This is a genomic window from Halopseudomonas xinjiangensis (assembly GCF_900104945.1).
Taxonomy (GTDB): Bacteria; Pseudomonadota; Gammaproteobacteria; order Pseudomonadales; family Pseudomonadaceae; genus Halopseudomonas; species Halopseudomonas xinjiangensis.
Genome location: NZ_LT629736.1, coordinates 1,197,291 through 1,210,692, shown reverse-complemented (window position 1 = coordinate 1,210,692; position 13,402 = coordinate 1,197,291). Strand labels below are relative to the sequence as shown.

The following is a 13,402-nucleotide window of genomic DNA, read 5'->3' as shown; positions in this document are numbered from 1 at the left end:
TTACCTGCGCTTGAGTTTGGCCGAGCGAACGACGCGGGCCAGGTCTTCGATCGTTCCGGAATCGCCGTTTAGGCTGAACGTCTGGCCTTCTAGGCTGAGGTTTAGAGGCGTACCGCTGGACGCTGGCTGGATGTTGCCGACCAGGCCACCGTCGGCGAACTTGGGCAGGCGCATGCCGTTGATCTGATCCAGGAGGTTAACCCCGTACTTCCGAACAGCGGCGGCCTTGATCATGTATTCGCCATTGGAAGCGCGGATCAGCATGCTGTCGCTGGTACCGGTGCCAGGGCCGCGGATCGAACCGCCTGTAGCGAAGCCGGGAATATCCGACCCCGTAGAACCACTCGCGCCAGCAATCTCCGCACGAATCGAGATCGGCTTACCCAGCTTCTTCCGCAGCTCTTCCATCTGGTTGATGAGGTTCTGCTTTTCCGATTCCGGCAGCTCGATCTTGATGTCGATCTTTTCAAGCTCAGTGATTTTCGCCTGCAGCGACTCCATCTGACTTTTGATGCCCTCGATCTTCTTGTCGGCATTCGACTGTTCGATGGCGTTGGCTCCCAGCTCTATACGCTGCAGCTCCTTCGCGAACCCCTCGAAGCCGTAGGTGTTCTCGCCGGCATCAGATAGCTGCTCGAGGATTTTCAGCGCTGCCTGAGCCTGCTTCTGTGCGGTCTCGATGTCGCCGCGCTGCAACGCTTGCCGGGCGCTTAGCTTGAGGTCCTGCGCTTGCGAGTAAGATGGACCGCCAGCGCCGGCACCATTGAACTTGGCGATTGCCTCGGCATAGCGACTCTCGATCGCCAGGCGCTCCTCTCGCAGCTTGGCAATGTCGCGCTGAGCGGACTTCTCGTCGCTGACCAGCTCGCGTAACGCGGCCTTCGCATCGCGCACCAAGTTCTTGTACGAATCGGACATCGCCTGGTGGGCGCGCTCGGCATTCTCGACCATGCTTTCGTTGAGTTCACGCAGATCTCCAGACGCCTGAGCGGCTCCGGCCCCAACCTCGGCGTAGGTGCCGTCCCACAATTTGCGGATCCGCTCCGACGAGCTCGCCAGCGCTTCCTCGTTGTCAGCGACGACGTTTCGCAATACGTCTGCTGCGGCAGAAAACTCGCCTTGCGCAGCCAGTGCTGCTGCTGCGGCCGCCCCGCCGATTGCGCGCCCGACCATGCCGAATGCGGTCGCTACGCCGATGGCGATGCTCGCGAGCAACTTCAGTCCTGCACCCAGCGCATCCGCAACCGAGCGGGCGTTATCGCCGTCCTCGGACAGGTCGATCATCAGCCCAGAGAGTTCGTTCAAGGTGGGCAGTACTTCGCCGGCGATGGTGTTCGCAGCACCGCGGGAAACGCCACCGAGCACAGACAGATTGTCGTTGAACTCCTCGGACGCTTTCGCCTGCTCATCGCTGATTACCAACCCAAGCCGCTCGGCCTGGTCGGTCAGTGCTTTGATACCTTCAGCGCCACCGTTGAGTAGCGGAATCATCTTGCCGCCGAGGTTGCGACCGAACAGCTCGGCTGCCAGCGCGGACTTCTCAATGCCGTCAGGCATGCTCTGGAAGCGGTCGGCGATTACACCGAGAATCGCCTCGCTCGAGCGCAGGTTCCCTTCCGCATCCTTGATCGAGATGCCCATGCTGCGAAACAGCGTGGCTTGTCGATCGCTACCTTCTGCGGCTTGCTGTACCACTTGGCTCAGCCGGCTCATCGAGTTGGTGAGCTGCTGCGCATTCAGACCGCTCTGCCCGGCAGCGAAACTCAGCCCGGTAAACGCCTCAGTGGTCAGGCCTGCCGCCTGAGCAAGCTTACGCGACTCGTCGGCAGCGTTGATGCTCTCCTTCACCCAAGCGCTGACGACACCAACCGATAGCGCGCCAGCGATCGCAGCCCCGGCTTTCTTTGCAGCCGAGTCGAGATTCAGCAGCTGCTTGTTCGCGTCGGTGAACGCCCGGCCGGCCTTGTTGATGCCCTCGATGATGATCTGCGTCTTAGTTGTCATCGAGTTGCCTCATCAGCTTTTGAAAGTCTTCTTTCTTGGATTGAGCCGCGCGCGCAGCAACCATCATGTCGCGGAGCCGCTCACGGTCGTCGACGCCGGACTCGGCGGCGAAAAGCTCGATCTGGTCGAGGGTGTAATCCTGAACGTCCTGCCAGCGGTGCCCGTGGGCAATCAGTCGCTGGACGACTCGGCCCCAGCCAGCACACTTGCCGCGCTGACCAGGGCTTGCTCGAAAAAACCCTTGTTCACACGGATCACCTCGAACATCAGCTGCACCACCACGACGGCAGGCAGCCGCCGGATCCGCCATTTCGAAAGGCTGGTTGCCGGGCCAAGCACATCAAGCAGCACGCCGGATTTGGTCGCGTACACGTACAGCTGTTCGGTGGTCTGGCTGGCTGCCATGGCGATCGCGTTGCCCGCAGCCCTGCCGAACCGCTCGAAGTCGCGAAAGCGCACCGGCTTCACCTCTACCTTTCGGCCAGCGACATCCACGAACTGGCGTTCGGGAAACAAAACCTTGTGTGACATGTGCCAATCTCCAGGCGTAAAAAACCCGCCGGAGCGGGTTTCAGTGTTCCGGTCATCGCCCGGAATCAGATGTAGCAGCGCGCTATCTCTCAGTCCACGTCCTGAATCTGCATGTACTGGCTCAGGCCGGTACCGATCTTGGTCGCGTCCTTCTCTGCTTTGCCACTGAAGGGCATCTCGCCGAAACTGTCCCCGATCACGCCCAGGCTCGACGGACTGTGGCTGATCTTGTACACCTCGATGATCTGCGGCTTACCGGTGCGCGCCTCGTTCAAGCCCTTGAACACCATGCGGAATTTCTTGTTGCTGGCGGTCAGCGCCTGGATGTCTGCGTGCGGTGGGTAGGCGTAATCGATGGTGATGGCCGCAGCGTCAGCGATGTTGCCGCCTTCAACGATCTCGATACCCGCCTCGTTGACGATGTAGTCGGTGTCGAGCTCGTAGGTGGTATCGCCCGCCTGATTCTTGACCACGACCGTGGACGGGCTCGGGAACGCGGTTTTCACCAGCGCGCCTTTGTAGGCGGTGTGAGCCTCCCCTTCGACAGTGCCGGCCGCCTTGTCAGTGACAGTGGCATACAGCGCCCGGGCAATGTTTGCCTTGTTGAAGTGGTGAGCGGTATAGGCAATGTTCACGGCCACGATGCGGTTGATGCTCGCGTCGGTACCGCCGCCAGGCGTGGAGTAATCGGGAAGCGTGATTTCCTGCGGCTCGGCCTCGTACGTGAGCGAGGAGCAGTTGCCGATGTAGATCAGCTTTTCCGGGGTGGCGATGTCGGCAAGGTAAATCTTGCCGCTGCCGATGAAGGCGCCGCGTGAATCCATGGTGGGTTTCCTCTAGCAAAAAAAGAACCCGCAGGTGCGGGCTTCGTGTCGGTCAGGTTTCAGTCCTGACCACTGCGTGCAAATAAACGGGTACCAGTACGCTTGCGGCAGGCTCGCCAGCGCCAGGCGGGAATTGCTCCGCCGGGCCGAGAGAAAGACCGCACACGCCCGGCGGGGCCCAGCGAATGTGGGCGCCGATGACAGGCCCCACACAGCGCAGGATATCTAGCTCGAGGTCGTCCAGCGCATCCTCGTAATCGTCGACGCCCGCCTGCACGGCGCCGATGATGTTGAAGCCGCAGAACGTCTTGATCACCCCCGCGCCCGGCTCCGGGTCCAAACCTTTCGCCTTGCTGACGACGATCAACGGAAGGGCCGTTTTGCTTGAAGCCAGCACTTCGTTTAACCAGCCGGAGCGCACGTTGGTGCCGGCGTCAGTCCGGTACCCGTTTGCTACGGTGATCATCTCTAGCCTGGCAATCAGCGCCTTACGCGCCTCGGACAGAATGTTCATCGCTGCTCCATGCAGGCTGCAGTGATCCACTGCCCGTCGTTGGCGATTTCGTCCTCGACGATGAAGCGCTCGCCGTCGAGGATGAAAAGGCCGCCACGGTCCACCGCCCCAAGACTCGACACAGGCCAGGTGATCGCCACGGTGCTGGCTCGAAACACGCCTTCGGCGCCTTCCAGGCTGACACCGCGATCGATCTGGAGCGGGATGTTGCTGACGAGAATGGACTGGTGCTGATAGCTGCCCAGCGCATCGGCCAGCCGGGCAGCGGCCACGCTGTTCAGGCGCCCCACCGCCCGACTGAACCTGCTGCTCATCAGTTGATCAACAGCAGGTCAGCAGTGCCGCTAGCGGTTGCGGTGGCGAGCTTGCCGCAGGCAACAGCCTCAGCCGTAGCAGCCGCGACCACTTCGCCATCCAGCAAACCAACCGCCGCGCCGGCAGTGAGGCCCGCAGCAGCCGGCACGTTCCATACGCCGCCGGTGTGCCCTTCAAAGGGCTCACCTTCTGCCGCAGTGGAAGCCGCGACGACAACCAGCGCGCCGATGGCATACAGCCCACCCGATACCACGCCGCCCGCAGGGGCGGTGAAGGACAGCACGCGGCCGTCCTGAACGTAATTCTTAGCCATGAGATCGTTCTCCGATTGGCGAAAAAGAAACCCCGCCGAGGCGGGGCGTTGCGGGCCTTAGTTGCCGGCCAGCTTGACCATGGTGCGCCAGGACAGCGGCGCCACACCGGCGTCGATGCGGACCTTGAAGGCCGCGCCGTCGACGGTGAAACCCTGCTGCTGCTCTAGGTACGGACGGTCGTTGCCATCCAGATACGCAACCTCGATGGTGTCGTACATGGATGCACTGGCGGTCATGTAGCTGGTGGTCTTCGATGCGTCGTCGAGACGCGGATCGGAGATCACCTCAACCAGTCCGCGGATCGGGTTCGGCACGCGAGCATCAGCCAGAGCCGGATCGAACTCGGCAGCGAGCAGCGCCTTGGCAGTCGACTCCAGCGCCACCGGCGTGAGCAGGTAAGCCGGGCGAATGTTCAGGGCGGCTTTCCCGTCCTTCTGCAGACGCATCGCGCTCTTGGCCTCGTCGATACGGCCGACCGACAGCGAACCGGCGGCGAGCTGGTTCTTGTGGTCGTTGTGGAACAGCGCCTTGCCGTCGGACATGGCCGGGTTGCTGGTGAGCACCGCGTACACCAGATCCGCAACAGTGCGAATGGCAGCGCGGCCCATCATCTGCGGTACGCGGGTCATGGCGGACAGGTCGTCGTTGATCACGGCCTGGCGGGTGATGCTGAACAGCTTGCCGTAGGTGGCCAGCATGATCTGCTCGCCGCGATCGCCCACGGTGCCGTACTTGTACTCGGCGCCCTCGGCAACCTTGTCCAGATTGGGAAAGCTGGTCAGGTCAACGCGCTGAGCCGGACGGAAGTCGGTCAGCGTGCCCTTCCCTGTCCATTGCTGGAAGGTCTCGCCCGCCTCTTCCAAACCCTTGAGCATCGACTTGCGGGCTACGTCTGCCAGCAGCGTGCCGAAGTCGCTCGAGCTGTGAGTGAACGCCATACCCACGATGCCGTTACGGTCCATGCCGGCGATGCCGACGCCGCGATGACTCAGGGAAGCGCGAGCCAGCTCCATCAGGCTCATGCCTGCGAAATAGTTACCGGACTCAACCGCGACCAGCCCCACGCGAGACTCGACAGCGTTGCGTACCGAGTCGCCAACTAGGTTGCCGTTGCCGGCGTGGATGATGACGTTCGGATTGGTAGCCGCGGCGCTCGGCGTGGTGGACTCGCCCAGCTTGGCCAGGAGCTTGTCCTTGGCTTGCTCGGCGGTGACGTTCATGTCCAGCAGGCACTCGTTGAGCAGTGCCGAGTGGCCTTCGCTGAAGCCACCGAACGCAGCACGAATGCCAGCGCGGCGCGCTTCTTCCCGGGCCTGCATCTGAGCGCGGATGTCCGCCTCGGATACGGCAGGCTGTGCCGGGGGTTGAGTGGCAGCAACCGGAGCGGTCGCGATCGGTTCAGCAGTAACGGGCGCTTGGGGACCTTGCGCGCGCGGCTGCATCAGGGCTTTCAGTGCTTCGGGCATGTGGTCAAACTCCTGCATGCGTTTTGATTTGAGCTGAGCTGCAGCTGCGAGCGGCTCGGTGAGTTGGTCGGCAAAGCCGGCCTCTACGGCCTCGCGGCCAGTCATCCAGGTCTCGCCCTTGAGCAAGGCCTTGATGTCTTCTTCTGATTGCCCGGTCTTGCTGACGTAGGCCTGCACCAGCGTGCCCTCGACCTTGTCCAGCAATTCGGCATAACGGCGCATGTCGTCGGCGTCGCCGCCCTGAATGCCCCAAGGTTTGTGCACCATCATCATGGCGTTCTCGGGCATGTAGATGGTGTCGGCCGCCATAGCGATGACAGAGGCCATCGACGCGGCCAGCCCATCGATATGCGCCTCGACCCGGGCCGGGTGATGCTTGAGCAGGTTGTAGATTGCGGTGCCTTCGAACACGTCGCCGCCAGGCGAGTGGATCCGCAGGCTGATCAACGACAGGTCGCCCATTGCCTTGAGGTCGCGCGCGAACTGCTGGGCTGAAATGCCCCATGCGCCGATCTCGTCGTACAGCAGCACCTCGGCCTGGCCGCGTGCCAGTGCGTGAATCGTGTACCAGCTCTGCTCAGGCTTATTCGTCGCCGTCAGGGCTCCCATCGGTGCCAGCAGCACCGCCATCCTGTGGTTGCGCATTGGGCGCCTCCTGTTTGCTGTAGTACTGGTGATAGGCGTCGGAGCTGAACACCAGCCCCTGCTCCCGGTTCGTCTTGATCTCAGCGGCGCGGGAGCGCTTGAGCTCCTGCGGGTTGCGGCCACGGGCACGAGCGACTTCCGCCTCGTCGGAGAAGCCAGCCTCGACCAACGTCTCCCAGGCATTGGCTTCGTGCACCGGGTTGATCCACGGCATCACCGGTCCTTGGTAAACGGCGGCGTATGCGGTGAGCGGGTCCACGTCACCAGGAACGACGATCTCGCGGGAGGCGATCGCCATGCTTAGCCATTCGCGGTAGACCGGGCGGCACCAGTAGTCGACGAAGTCATGCTGCAGCTGGTCGTACCCCAACTGCGACTCGACCAACTCCTGGCGCTGCGCGCTATAGGTGCCGTCGTAGCTGCGCGCAACGGTGGAGTACGCACTGCGTGTACCCGCCGCCACGGCGCGAAGCTGGCCGTTGCGGAAACCTTCGAGGAACGGGTTCGGGCGGTTGCTGTTGATCATGCCGACGTCTTCGCCCGGCTCCAGGCCGTCGAAGATCATGCCGGGGGCAATCGAGAAGCTGCGGCGCTCGGCGCCGTCCTTCGGCGCGGTGTACAGGTCCGGCACGCCCTTCTTGATGTACATGGCCAGCGCGGCACTGATGCGCGCGGCGACGCGCTCGGACTCTTCGTAATCCTTGATCTCGGCCAGGCGAATCAGCACGGCGTGCAGCAGCGGCACGCCGCGGTTCTGGCGAAGGCGCTTGCGATACGCGATGTGAATGATGCGGTCAGCCTCGACCGGCTTGGTGTCCTGGTAGTAACCCTGCATGTCGCCGGGGTGAGACTTGTGCAGGTGGTACCGGCGCACACGACGCCATGCGTCGCGCTCGACGCCTTGCAAAATGCCGCGGCTCGGATCGTTGTACTCGAGCGGCAGGTAGTCGGGTTCCAGCAGCTCCAGCGCGAACGGGATGCTGGTCTTGTATTCGTAGTTGGCCACGCGACCGCGTAGCTTCTGCGCAAGGGCCTCGCCATCGCGCAGCCAGGTGCGGCACACGAGCCGTTCCATCTGCGGGCGGCTGAGCTCGCCCGATGTCTCGGGCCGCAGCGACCATTCAGCCCATGCCGATTTGATCTGAGCGGCGAATTCCAGATGGACCTCGCCGTCGAGAGTCAGCGGCAGCGGCTCGACGCCAATGCCTGCGCCACCCACGACCCGCTCCTCCAGTCGGTCGAACAGACCGGTGACCAGGTCATGATTCTCGTCCAGCCAGCGGGCCTGCTCGCGCAGCGACTTGCCAGCGAGGCTGATGGCGAGGTCAGCGCTGTGCGGCTCGCCCTTGGCCTTGTGGGTGCGGCTGGGTTTGGCGGCTTCGTAAGCCTGAATCAAGCGCCGCGCGGCCAGGCGCTGAGCAACCGCGCCCGGGGCGAACGGCGCAATCAATCGGTCGATGATGTTCATCAGTCGAACCTCGCCAGCGCCGGCCCGCTGCTGCGGCCTTTGGTGCTCTCAGCCTGCACGCGGCGCTCCCACTCCTGGCGCCCTTCGCGGATCTGGTTCAGGTCGGCCATGCTCAGGGTGCGACCACCGAAGGTGACGGTGCGCCCTTCGAGCACGGCCACTTCGGCCTCGATGTACTTGTCGAGCATGTCGGTAGCGATCGTCATAGCCAGGAGCTTCCGGAGTCAATTTGCAGCCAGCTCCCCGCTGCCGGGGCCGCTTGCTTGGGTGTAGGTGTTGGCTCGGCCGCCGCGGCCGGCACTGCTTCAACCAGCGCGTCGAGGTCCAGCCCGTAGCGCTGCTGGCTGATGCGCAGGGCAGCCAGCGCATACACGAAGCAGTCGAGCGCTTCGTTCCTGCGCCCGCCGGCATCCCACCGATACACGCGCCGGCCCTTCTCGATCTTCAGGCGCTTGGTCTCGGCGGTGAGCTGCTTGAGCTCGTCCTCGCCGCAGATCTCGTCATTGGCAGGCAGGTGTACGCAGCCAGGCACTGCCTCGTTCGGCAGCGGCTGCAACCGGAGGCGGCTGTAGATCAGTTCCTTGGCGTTGTCGGTACCGACTTCGGTCAGGTAAACCCGGTCCTTGTTGCGCTTGCGCGGGAAGCTGGCGATCGGCTTGTCGTACACGTTGGCGCCCTTGATCGGGATCACCCAGTGCACGCCATGCTTGCGACTCTCTGCGTACACCTCATCGGTGTAGTGGCCGCCGGAGTCCCAGCACCAGCGCTCGACTTTCATCGGTACGCCGTCCGCCCGGGTGTACAGCTCGTGAACCTTGAGCCCGACCTTGCGCCGCAATTCGTCGCTGGCCGGGTCACCGTTGAGAATCCAGCGATCAACGAGCCAGCTTTCCTCACCTGGTGCGAACGCCCAGACGCGACCTTCATACCGGTCATCCTGCGTATCGATTCCGCCTACCAGCACCACCGCGCGGGTGGGCACTTGCGGGTAGACTTCGCGCCGGCCGTAGAGCATTTCCCACTCGACTTTCTCGCCCCGGTCTTCTTCCCAGGTCTCGCCGAGCGTGGTGTTTGTAAAGGTCTTGAGCTTGCTGATGTCGTCCTTGGCTTTGTAGAAGTCCAGAACGATGCGCCCCCAGGTGGTGAACGGGCTGTAGGCCGTCCACACGTGGTAGGTCAGTGATTCGGGCGTGGGTATCGGCTCGTCTTCGGAGTCGAAAAAGTCGATGCCGTCACGGGTCCAGATGCCGGTTTTCTCGCAAACCCAGCGGCCCGCGGCGTGCTGATCCTGCATTTCGTGCTGCTGGACTACGCAGCCGTTCGCCTCACACACATACCAGGCATCCTGCGGCCGGTCGGCATCCCACTTGATGCCGAAGCTGCAATCCTTCCCGCCCCACTTCAGGTACTGCTCTACCCGGCAGTGCGGACAGGGAATGTGCAGTCGCAAGAAATGCGGAGACTCGCTGGCGGCGGCCTCGATCTGGCAGGTGCCTTTGATCTTTGGCGTGCTGCCCCGGATCGACTTCGGAAAGGTCGAGCCTTCGATGCGCTTGTCACCTAGGAAGGTCGGACTCCCCTCTTTCTCCACGTCCGGCTCGAATGCAGCCAGCTCGTCGTAGATGATGGTGTCGACGGACTTCTCGCGGTAGTTCTTCGCCGCGGCGCCGCCCAGGCACCAGAGCTGCTTCGAGTGTGAGAAGCGCTTGGTGTCGAGCGTGTTGTCCCGGTGCTTCTTGCCGTACCACGGCGCCAGAGCGTAGATGCTCGGCACGTCGCGGATCATGGTCTCGACGTGCGCCTTCATGAACCCTTGCGCGGCGCCATCGGTTGGCAGCAGCAACAGGATGTTCCGGCGCTTGTGTTCGATCTGGTAGGCCGATGCCGCGAGCAGCATCTTCGAGTAACCGACCCGGGCAGACTTGATCACGTTGACAGTGCGGATCTCGTCGTTGCCCATCGAGTTCAGAATGGCGACCTGAAACGGCAGGGTCTCCCACTTGCCTTCCTGGTAGCTCGACTCGCTGGACAGGTAGAAACCGTCATCAGCATCTGCCCATTCCACCGGAGTCATCGGCAGCGGACGTGACAAGGGCGTCAGCCCGAGTCGGATCGCTCCGGCGAACTCATGAATCTGCGGTGTCGAGATACTCATTCAGCAATCCGGGCAGGCGATCATCCAATGTCGCGGCCCGGTTGCGTGCCTTCGCCAGCTCGCGCTGAACCGAATCGATGTGCCGCGTCTCAAGGTCGGGATGCCGGCGCTTGAGCGTCAGCGGCAAGGTGTCCAGCAGCGAGCCGATCTCCGCAGCCAGGCGCGAAAGCACGAACGTGGCGAACTCGGTCGGCACCGACTTGCGCCGGGTGATCTCGTTCTTCAGCTCTTGTCCGTCAGCCTGAGCCGCGGTCAGTCGCAGCTTTTCCTGCGTCAGCTTGTGCTCGGCCAGCGGGTCGAGGTCCTCGTCGCCTGGCGGTTGGTGCTTCTCCTCGGCGCGGCCGAGGCGATTGGCGACCACGGATCGGCAGTTGTAGAACGCTTCGCGGCCGATTCGCTCGACCGGCTCGACGCCCCATTTGTCGAAGGCCTGGACGGAAATGCCCAGGCTCGCCGCCATCTCGGATTTGTTCAGCCAGCCGCGCTGCTTCTTGGGTTCGGATTTGGTCATTTCGAAACAACAACCTCGCCCCAGAAAAACCTCATACGAAGCGAAACATCGGGCCTCGAATTACCCGCAGCCGGGGTACCCCCTCAGGAGGACCCGCGACGCGTTGGTTGGTGTAGTTAGCGAGCAGTGCGGATCGCCTGCTCGAAGGCCTTGCGCATCTCGATCGGCAGGTTCTTCACTGCCACTCGATCGCCAATGCCGTAGAAGTCCAGCCGCTTGCTGTAGGTGGGCCGGCTTACGAAGGCCAGCAGCAGCTTGATGTTGCGTCTGCTCGTGCGTTCAGCGATGCCGAGCGGTTTATCGCCCTGATACATGACGAAGAACTTGCGCTTGTTGGCCGCGCTGCGGGCGCTGTCGGTGCTGTTCTGGTACCGATCGAACTGCGCACCCAGCCCTGACAGAATCTTCTGCATCTGTCCGAGCCTCACGTTGCCCGACTTATCGAGCCGCATGCTTTTAGCCGGGGCAATGTACTTGTCATTGGGCAGGATCCCGCGCGCCCTGAGTAGCTTCTCGCTGCGCTTGTCCTGACGCGGCCCGCCCTTGATCTCCGGGTTCAGCCAGCGTGCAGCAGGAACGCCCTTGGCTGCCTCGTCCTTCAGGTCGACGCGAGCCTGAAGCTTGGTCTTCTTGGCGGGGATCAGGCGAAGGCTATTCAGCGTCCAACGTGTGGGCCGGTCGAACACCGACTCCATCTCCTGCTTGATCGCACGCTCGGCGATCTGAGCCGTCCGCGTCAGCGCCAAGGCCGTTGCGAACGGTATCTGCTTCTCCTGCCGGGCCAGCTCCTTGCGGGCTGCAGCGAACCCGACAGGAACGATGTTGATCACTTCCAGATGGCCCCTTTGATCTCGACGATCAGCTCGAGCAGGGTCAGCTCCTTGCGCGCCTCGACGTAGGCGAAGTAGGCGCGCACCAAAACCCAGCCCGGCAGGCTGCACACGAAGATCACGCCTCCGATGGCGACAAGGCCCAGGTAGTCATTAGCCCAATGTGCCATCTCGTACCAGCGCACGACGAACGCGCCGCCAGCGAGTCCCGACACCACGGTACAGACGAGAGCAACCCCGTACTCACGAGGGTTGCGCGGCATGGTCATGGCCATGACTACGATCGCTGCCAGCACCGCGAATACGCCGCAGAAAGCCGCAATCTTGTACAGGGCCAGCCCGCCAGCAGTTGTAGTAGCCGGCTCGCTCATCTCTCTCGTCCTCATAGGTGGGTGTTCCCAGGCGTGGCTGTCAGGCCGTCCGTAGCGCGTGGAAGTAGATCCTGGCTCCCGTCACGCATCTATCCGCTCGGAGCTGAGAAGAGGTGCAGGAGCCAGAAACAGAAATGCCCGCACGAGGCGGGCACGTTTGGGCAACAAAAAACCCGGCGCGGTGGCCGGGTTTCGAGTTCCTGAGCGGTAAAACCGCAAGATGAAGCAAAACTACGTTAATGCTGTTAACAAATCAACCGTCTTCAACTTTAAACTCTGGCACGTGATAAAGCGGGTATTTACACGCTACCGCCGCCTCAGCCGCGGCCTGTAGCCGTTCGGAAGGTTTCTTCGCTTCATTCATGGCGACTGCCACATGCCCCTTAATTTCCTGCCGCACCTTGTTCATCGAGTCATAACCGTGCTTACCACTTTTACCAGCAGCATCGAGCGCATTGACGGTTACCGCGGAAGCTCCGGCCAGCCCGCTGGAAAGGGCGATCCATGCAGCGTTTCCGGCGGGGGCCGCCGCTAATAGTGCTGGGGTAATCATAGTCCCCGCGACCAGCCCGACTCCGGTAATAACCAAGCTGGTCGATACGCCGTTTTCGGCTTCTACCTTGCTGGTTCCGAAGAACGTGTCGCAGGGCTCCAGATATTGATTGACTTTCAAGGTAGTGTCGAGCGGAGTCAAACTGGAGGCGTAGTCGGTTTCCGCGGATACCGCATTAGGGAAAACCGCAGCAAGCGCCACATTGCCTGTTTGGAGTTCGGCAAGCAGGTCTTCTACGGTCTTGCTATCGGCACCGCCCCCACCCGTCGACTGTGGAACTGCGACGTCTGGCAACGAGCCAACAGCAGGCGTCCGTCCCGTGTCGGCTGGTTCGATATCCCGCTGCTGGGCAGCGAGGATCTTAGCGTCCACAGCAGCGATTGCCGCTTCGTCTCTCGTAAGCTGTGGTTGACTAGCACACCCCGCGATGAATCCAGCAGAGAGACAAGCGATTAGACCTTGCTTCATATTCCTTTCCTTGGATGAGTTCGCGAACCGATTTCTTAATTGATGTATTCGATCTAGTCAACTCAGTTCACGCGGCAACGACTGCCATGTCGAGGCATGCCTCGACGTAAGCCCTTCCGGCAACTAGTAATTCTCGGACTTTGAGCCTCGGCAGACCAAGCAGTATTCCGACGGAGTGCATCGACCTCCCAGTGCAGTAGTAAACTCTAACGCAGTCTCCCATCTGCGCGTCGCGACGCCACATTCTGGCCACGATCGAGTCTACGAGCATCGCCTCGTCGTCGGTAATAGCCGGGGTTGGCGCTGAAGTCTGAGCAACGTTGTCACGCATAAGCGCGTAAAGGGGGCTCGTATATGTAGGAACCCCAGCCTGATACCACACCCAGCGGCCCCAGTTCTGCAGCAAGTTTTCCGCGTCGCATTTGGTCATGGC

At 62.3% G+C, this 13,402-nt stretch carries 15 protein-coding genes; all 15 read right to left on the bottom strand.

The features are described 5' to 3' along the window. The 15 genes from BLT85_RS05520 to BLT85_RS16985 all read right to left on the bottom strand — a co-directional run bounded on the left by BLT85_RS05520 (position 1) and on the right by BLT85_RS16985 (position 13,399). Positions 1-2,004, bottom strand: a complete 2,004-nt coding sequence (locus tag BLT85_RS05520; RefSeq protein ID WP_093392218.1) for a hypothetical protein — start codon at positions 2,002-2,004, stop codon at positions 1-3. Positions 2,005-2,175: 171 nt separating this feature from the next. Next, on the bottom strand, positions 2,176-2,535 hold the full coding sequence (locus BLT85_RS05515; protein ID WP_093392217.1) for a hypothetical protein: 360 nt from the start codon (positions 2,533-2,535) through the stop codon (positions 2,176-2,178). An 89-nt stretch (positions 2,536-2,624) separates the two neighbouring features. Next, positions 2,625-3,359 (bottom strand): phage tail tube protein, encoded by a 735-nt coding sequence (locus BLT85_RS05510; protein WP_093392216.1) that lies wholly within the window; start codon positions 3,357-3,359, stop codon positions 2,625-2,627. Positions 3,360-3,411: 52 nt separating this feature from the next. Next, positions 3,412-3,873, bottom strand: coding sequence for a hypothetical protein (locus BLT85_RS05505; RefSeq protein WP_093392215.1), 462 nt, complete (start codon positions 3,871-3,873; stop codon positions 3,412-3,414). Beyond that, on the bottom strand, positions 3,870-4,187 hold the full coding sequence (locus tag BLT85_RS05500) for a hypothetical protein (protein WP_093392214.1): 318 nt from the start codon (positions 4,185-4,187) through the stop codon (positions 3,870-3,872). Before BLT85_RS05500 ends, BLT85_RS05505 begins: the two co-directional genes overlap by 4 nt. Then, complete coding sequence (locus tag BLT85_RS05495) at positions 4,187-4,501, bottom strand: DUF2190 family protein (RefSeq protein WP_093392213.1); 315 nt, start codon at positions 4,499-4,501, stop codon at positions 4,187-4,189. Before BLT85_RS05495 ends, BLT85_RS05500 begins: the two co-directional genes overlap by 1 nt. Positions 4,502-4,558: 57 nt before the next feature. Next, positions 4,559-6,613, bottom strand: a complete 2,055-nt coding sequence (locus BLT85_RS05490; RefSeq protein ID WP_093392212.1) for a ClpP-like prohead protease/major capsid protein fusion protein — start codon at positions 6,611-6,613, stop codon at positions 4,559-4,561. Continuing rightward, the gene (locus BLT85_RS05485) at positions 6,552-8,081 is read right to left on the bottom strand and encodes a phage portal protein (protein WP_093392211.1); all 1,530 of its coding nucleotides are present in this window, start codon (positions 8,079-8,081) and stop codon (positions 6,552-6,554) included. Before BLT85_RS05485 ends, BLT85_RS05490 begins: the two co-directional genes overlap by 62 nt. Then, on the bottom strand, positions 8,081-8,287 hold the full coding sequence (locus tag BLT85_RS05480; RefSeq protein WP_231701544.1) for a primosomal replication protein PriB/PriC domain protein: 207 nt from the start codon (positions 8,285-8,287) through the stop codon (positions 8,081-8,083). The genes BLT85_RS05485 and BLT85_RS05480 overlap by 1 nt, the downstream gene beginning before the upstream one ends. Continuing rightward, on the bottom strand, positions 8,284-10,236 hold the full coding sequence (locus tag BLT85_RS05475; protein WP_093392209.1) for a phage terminase large subunit family protein: 1,953 nt from the start codon (positions 10,234-10,236) through the stop codon (positions 8,284-8,286). The genes BLT85_RS05480 and BLT85_RS05475 overlap by 4 nt, the downstream gene beginning before the upstream one ends. After that, positions 10,208-10,747, bottom strand: coding sequence for a terminase small subunit (locus BLT85_RS05470; RefSeq protein WP_093392208.1), 540 nt, complete (start codon positions 10,745-10,747; stop codon positions 10,208-10,210). The genes BLT85_RS05475 and BLT85_RS05470 overlap by 29 nt, the downstream gene beginning before the upstream one ends. 116 nt (positions 10,748-10,863) lie before the next feature. After that, positions 10,864-11,577 carry a hypothetical protein gene (locus BLT85_RS05465; RefSeq protein WP_093392207.1) on the bottom strand — a complete coding sequence of 238 codons (714 nt, stop codon included), beginning with the start codon at positions 11,575-11,577 and terminating at the stop codon, positions 10,864-10,866. Then, positions 11,574-11,948: a hypothetical protein gene (locus BLT85_RS05460; protein ID WP_093392206.1), complete on the bottom strand. Its 375-nt coding sequence runs from the start codon at positions 11,946-11,948 to the stop codon at positions 11,574-11,576. Before BLT85_RS05460 ends, BLT85_RS05465 begins: the two co-directional genes overlap by 4 nt. A 253-nt stretch (positions 11,949-12,201) precedes the next feature. Next, positions 12,202-12,969: a hypothetical protein gene (locus BLT85_RS05455; protein ID WP_093392205.1), complete on the bottom strand. Its 768-nt coding sequence runs from the start codon at positions 12,967-12,969 to the stop codon at positions 12,202-12,204. A 67-nt stretch (positions 12,970-13,036) separates the two neighbouring features. Beyond that, the gene (locus BLT85_RS16985) at positions 13,037-13,399 is read right to left on the bottom strand and encodes an antiterminator Q family protein (RefSeq protein ID WP_093392204.1); all 363 of its coding nucleotides are present in this window, start codon (positions 13,397-13,399) and stop codon (positions 13,037-13,039) included. Positions 13,400-13,402 lie beyond the last annotated feature (3 nt).

Coding starts and splice junctions, on each gene's coding strand:
- BLT85_RS05495 (WP_093392213.1), bottom strand. CDS start 4,501: ATGGCTAAGAATTACGTTCAGGACGGCCGCGTGCTGTCCTTCACCGCC.
- BLT85_RS05460 (WP_093392206.1), bottom strand. CDS start 11,948: ATGAGCGAGCCGGCTACTACAACTGCTGGCGGGCTGGCCCTGTACAAG.
- BLT85_RS05510 (WP_093392216.1), bottom strand. CDS start 3,359: ATGGATTCACGCGGCGCCTTCATCGGCAGCGGCAAGATTTACCTTGCC.
- BLT85_RS16985 (WP_093392204.1), bottom strand. CDS start 13,399: ATGACCAAATGCGACGCGGAAAACTTGCTGCAGAACTGGGGCCGCTGG.
- BLT85_RS05475 (WP_093392209.1), bottom strand. CDS start 10,236: ATGAGTATCTCGACACCGCAGATTCATGAGTTCGCCGGAGCGATCCGA.
- BLT85_RS05480 (WP_231701544.1), bottom strand. CDS start 8,287: ATGACGATCGCTACCGACATGCTCGACAAGTACATCGAGGCCGAAGTG.
- BLT85_RS05505 (WP_093392215.1), bottom strand. CDS start 3,873: ATGAACATTCTGTCCGAGGCGCGTAAGGCGCTGATTGCCAGGCTAGAG.
- BLT85_RS05490 (WP_093392212.1), bottom strand. CDS start 6,613: ATGCGCAACCACAGGATGGCGGTGCTGCTGGCACCGATGGGAGCCCTG.
- BLT85_RS05485 (WP_093392211.1), bottom strand. CDS start 8,081: ATGAACATCATCGACCGATTGATTGCGCCGTTCGCCCCGGGCGCGGTT.
- BLT85_RS05515 (WP_093392217.1), bottom strand. CDS start 2,535: ATGTCACACAAGGTTTTGTTTCCCGAACGCCAGTTCGTGGATGTCGCT.
- BLT85_RS05520 (WP_093392218.1), bottom strand. CDS start 2,004: ATGACAACTAAGACGCAGATCATCATCGAGGGCATCAACAAGGCCGGC.
- BLT85_RS05470 (WP_093392208.1), bottom strand. CDS start 10,747: ATGACCAAATCCGAACCCAAGAAGCAGCGCGGCTGGCTGAACAAATCC.
- BLT85_RS05500 (WP_093392214.1), bottom strand. CDS start 4,187: ATGAGCAGCAGGTTCAGTCGGGCGGTGGGGCGCCTGAACAGCGTGGCC.
- BLT85_RS05455 (WP_093392205.1), bottom strand. CDS start 12,969: ATGAAGCAAGGTCTAATCGCTTGTCTCTCTGCTGGATTCATCGCGGGG.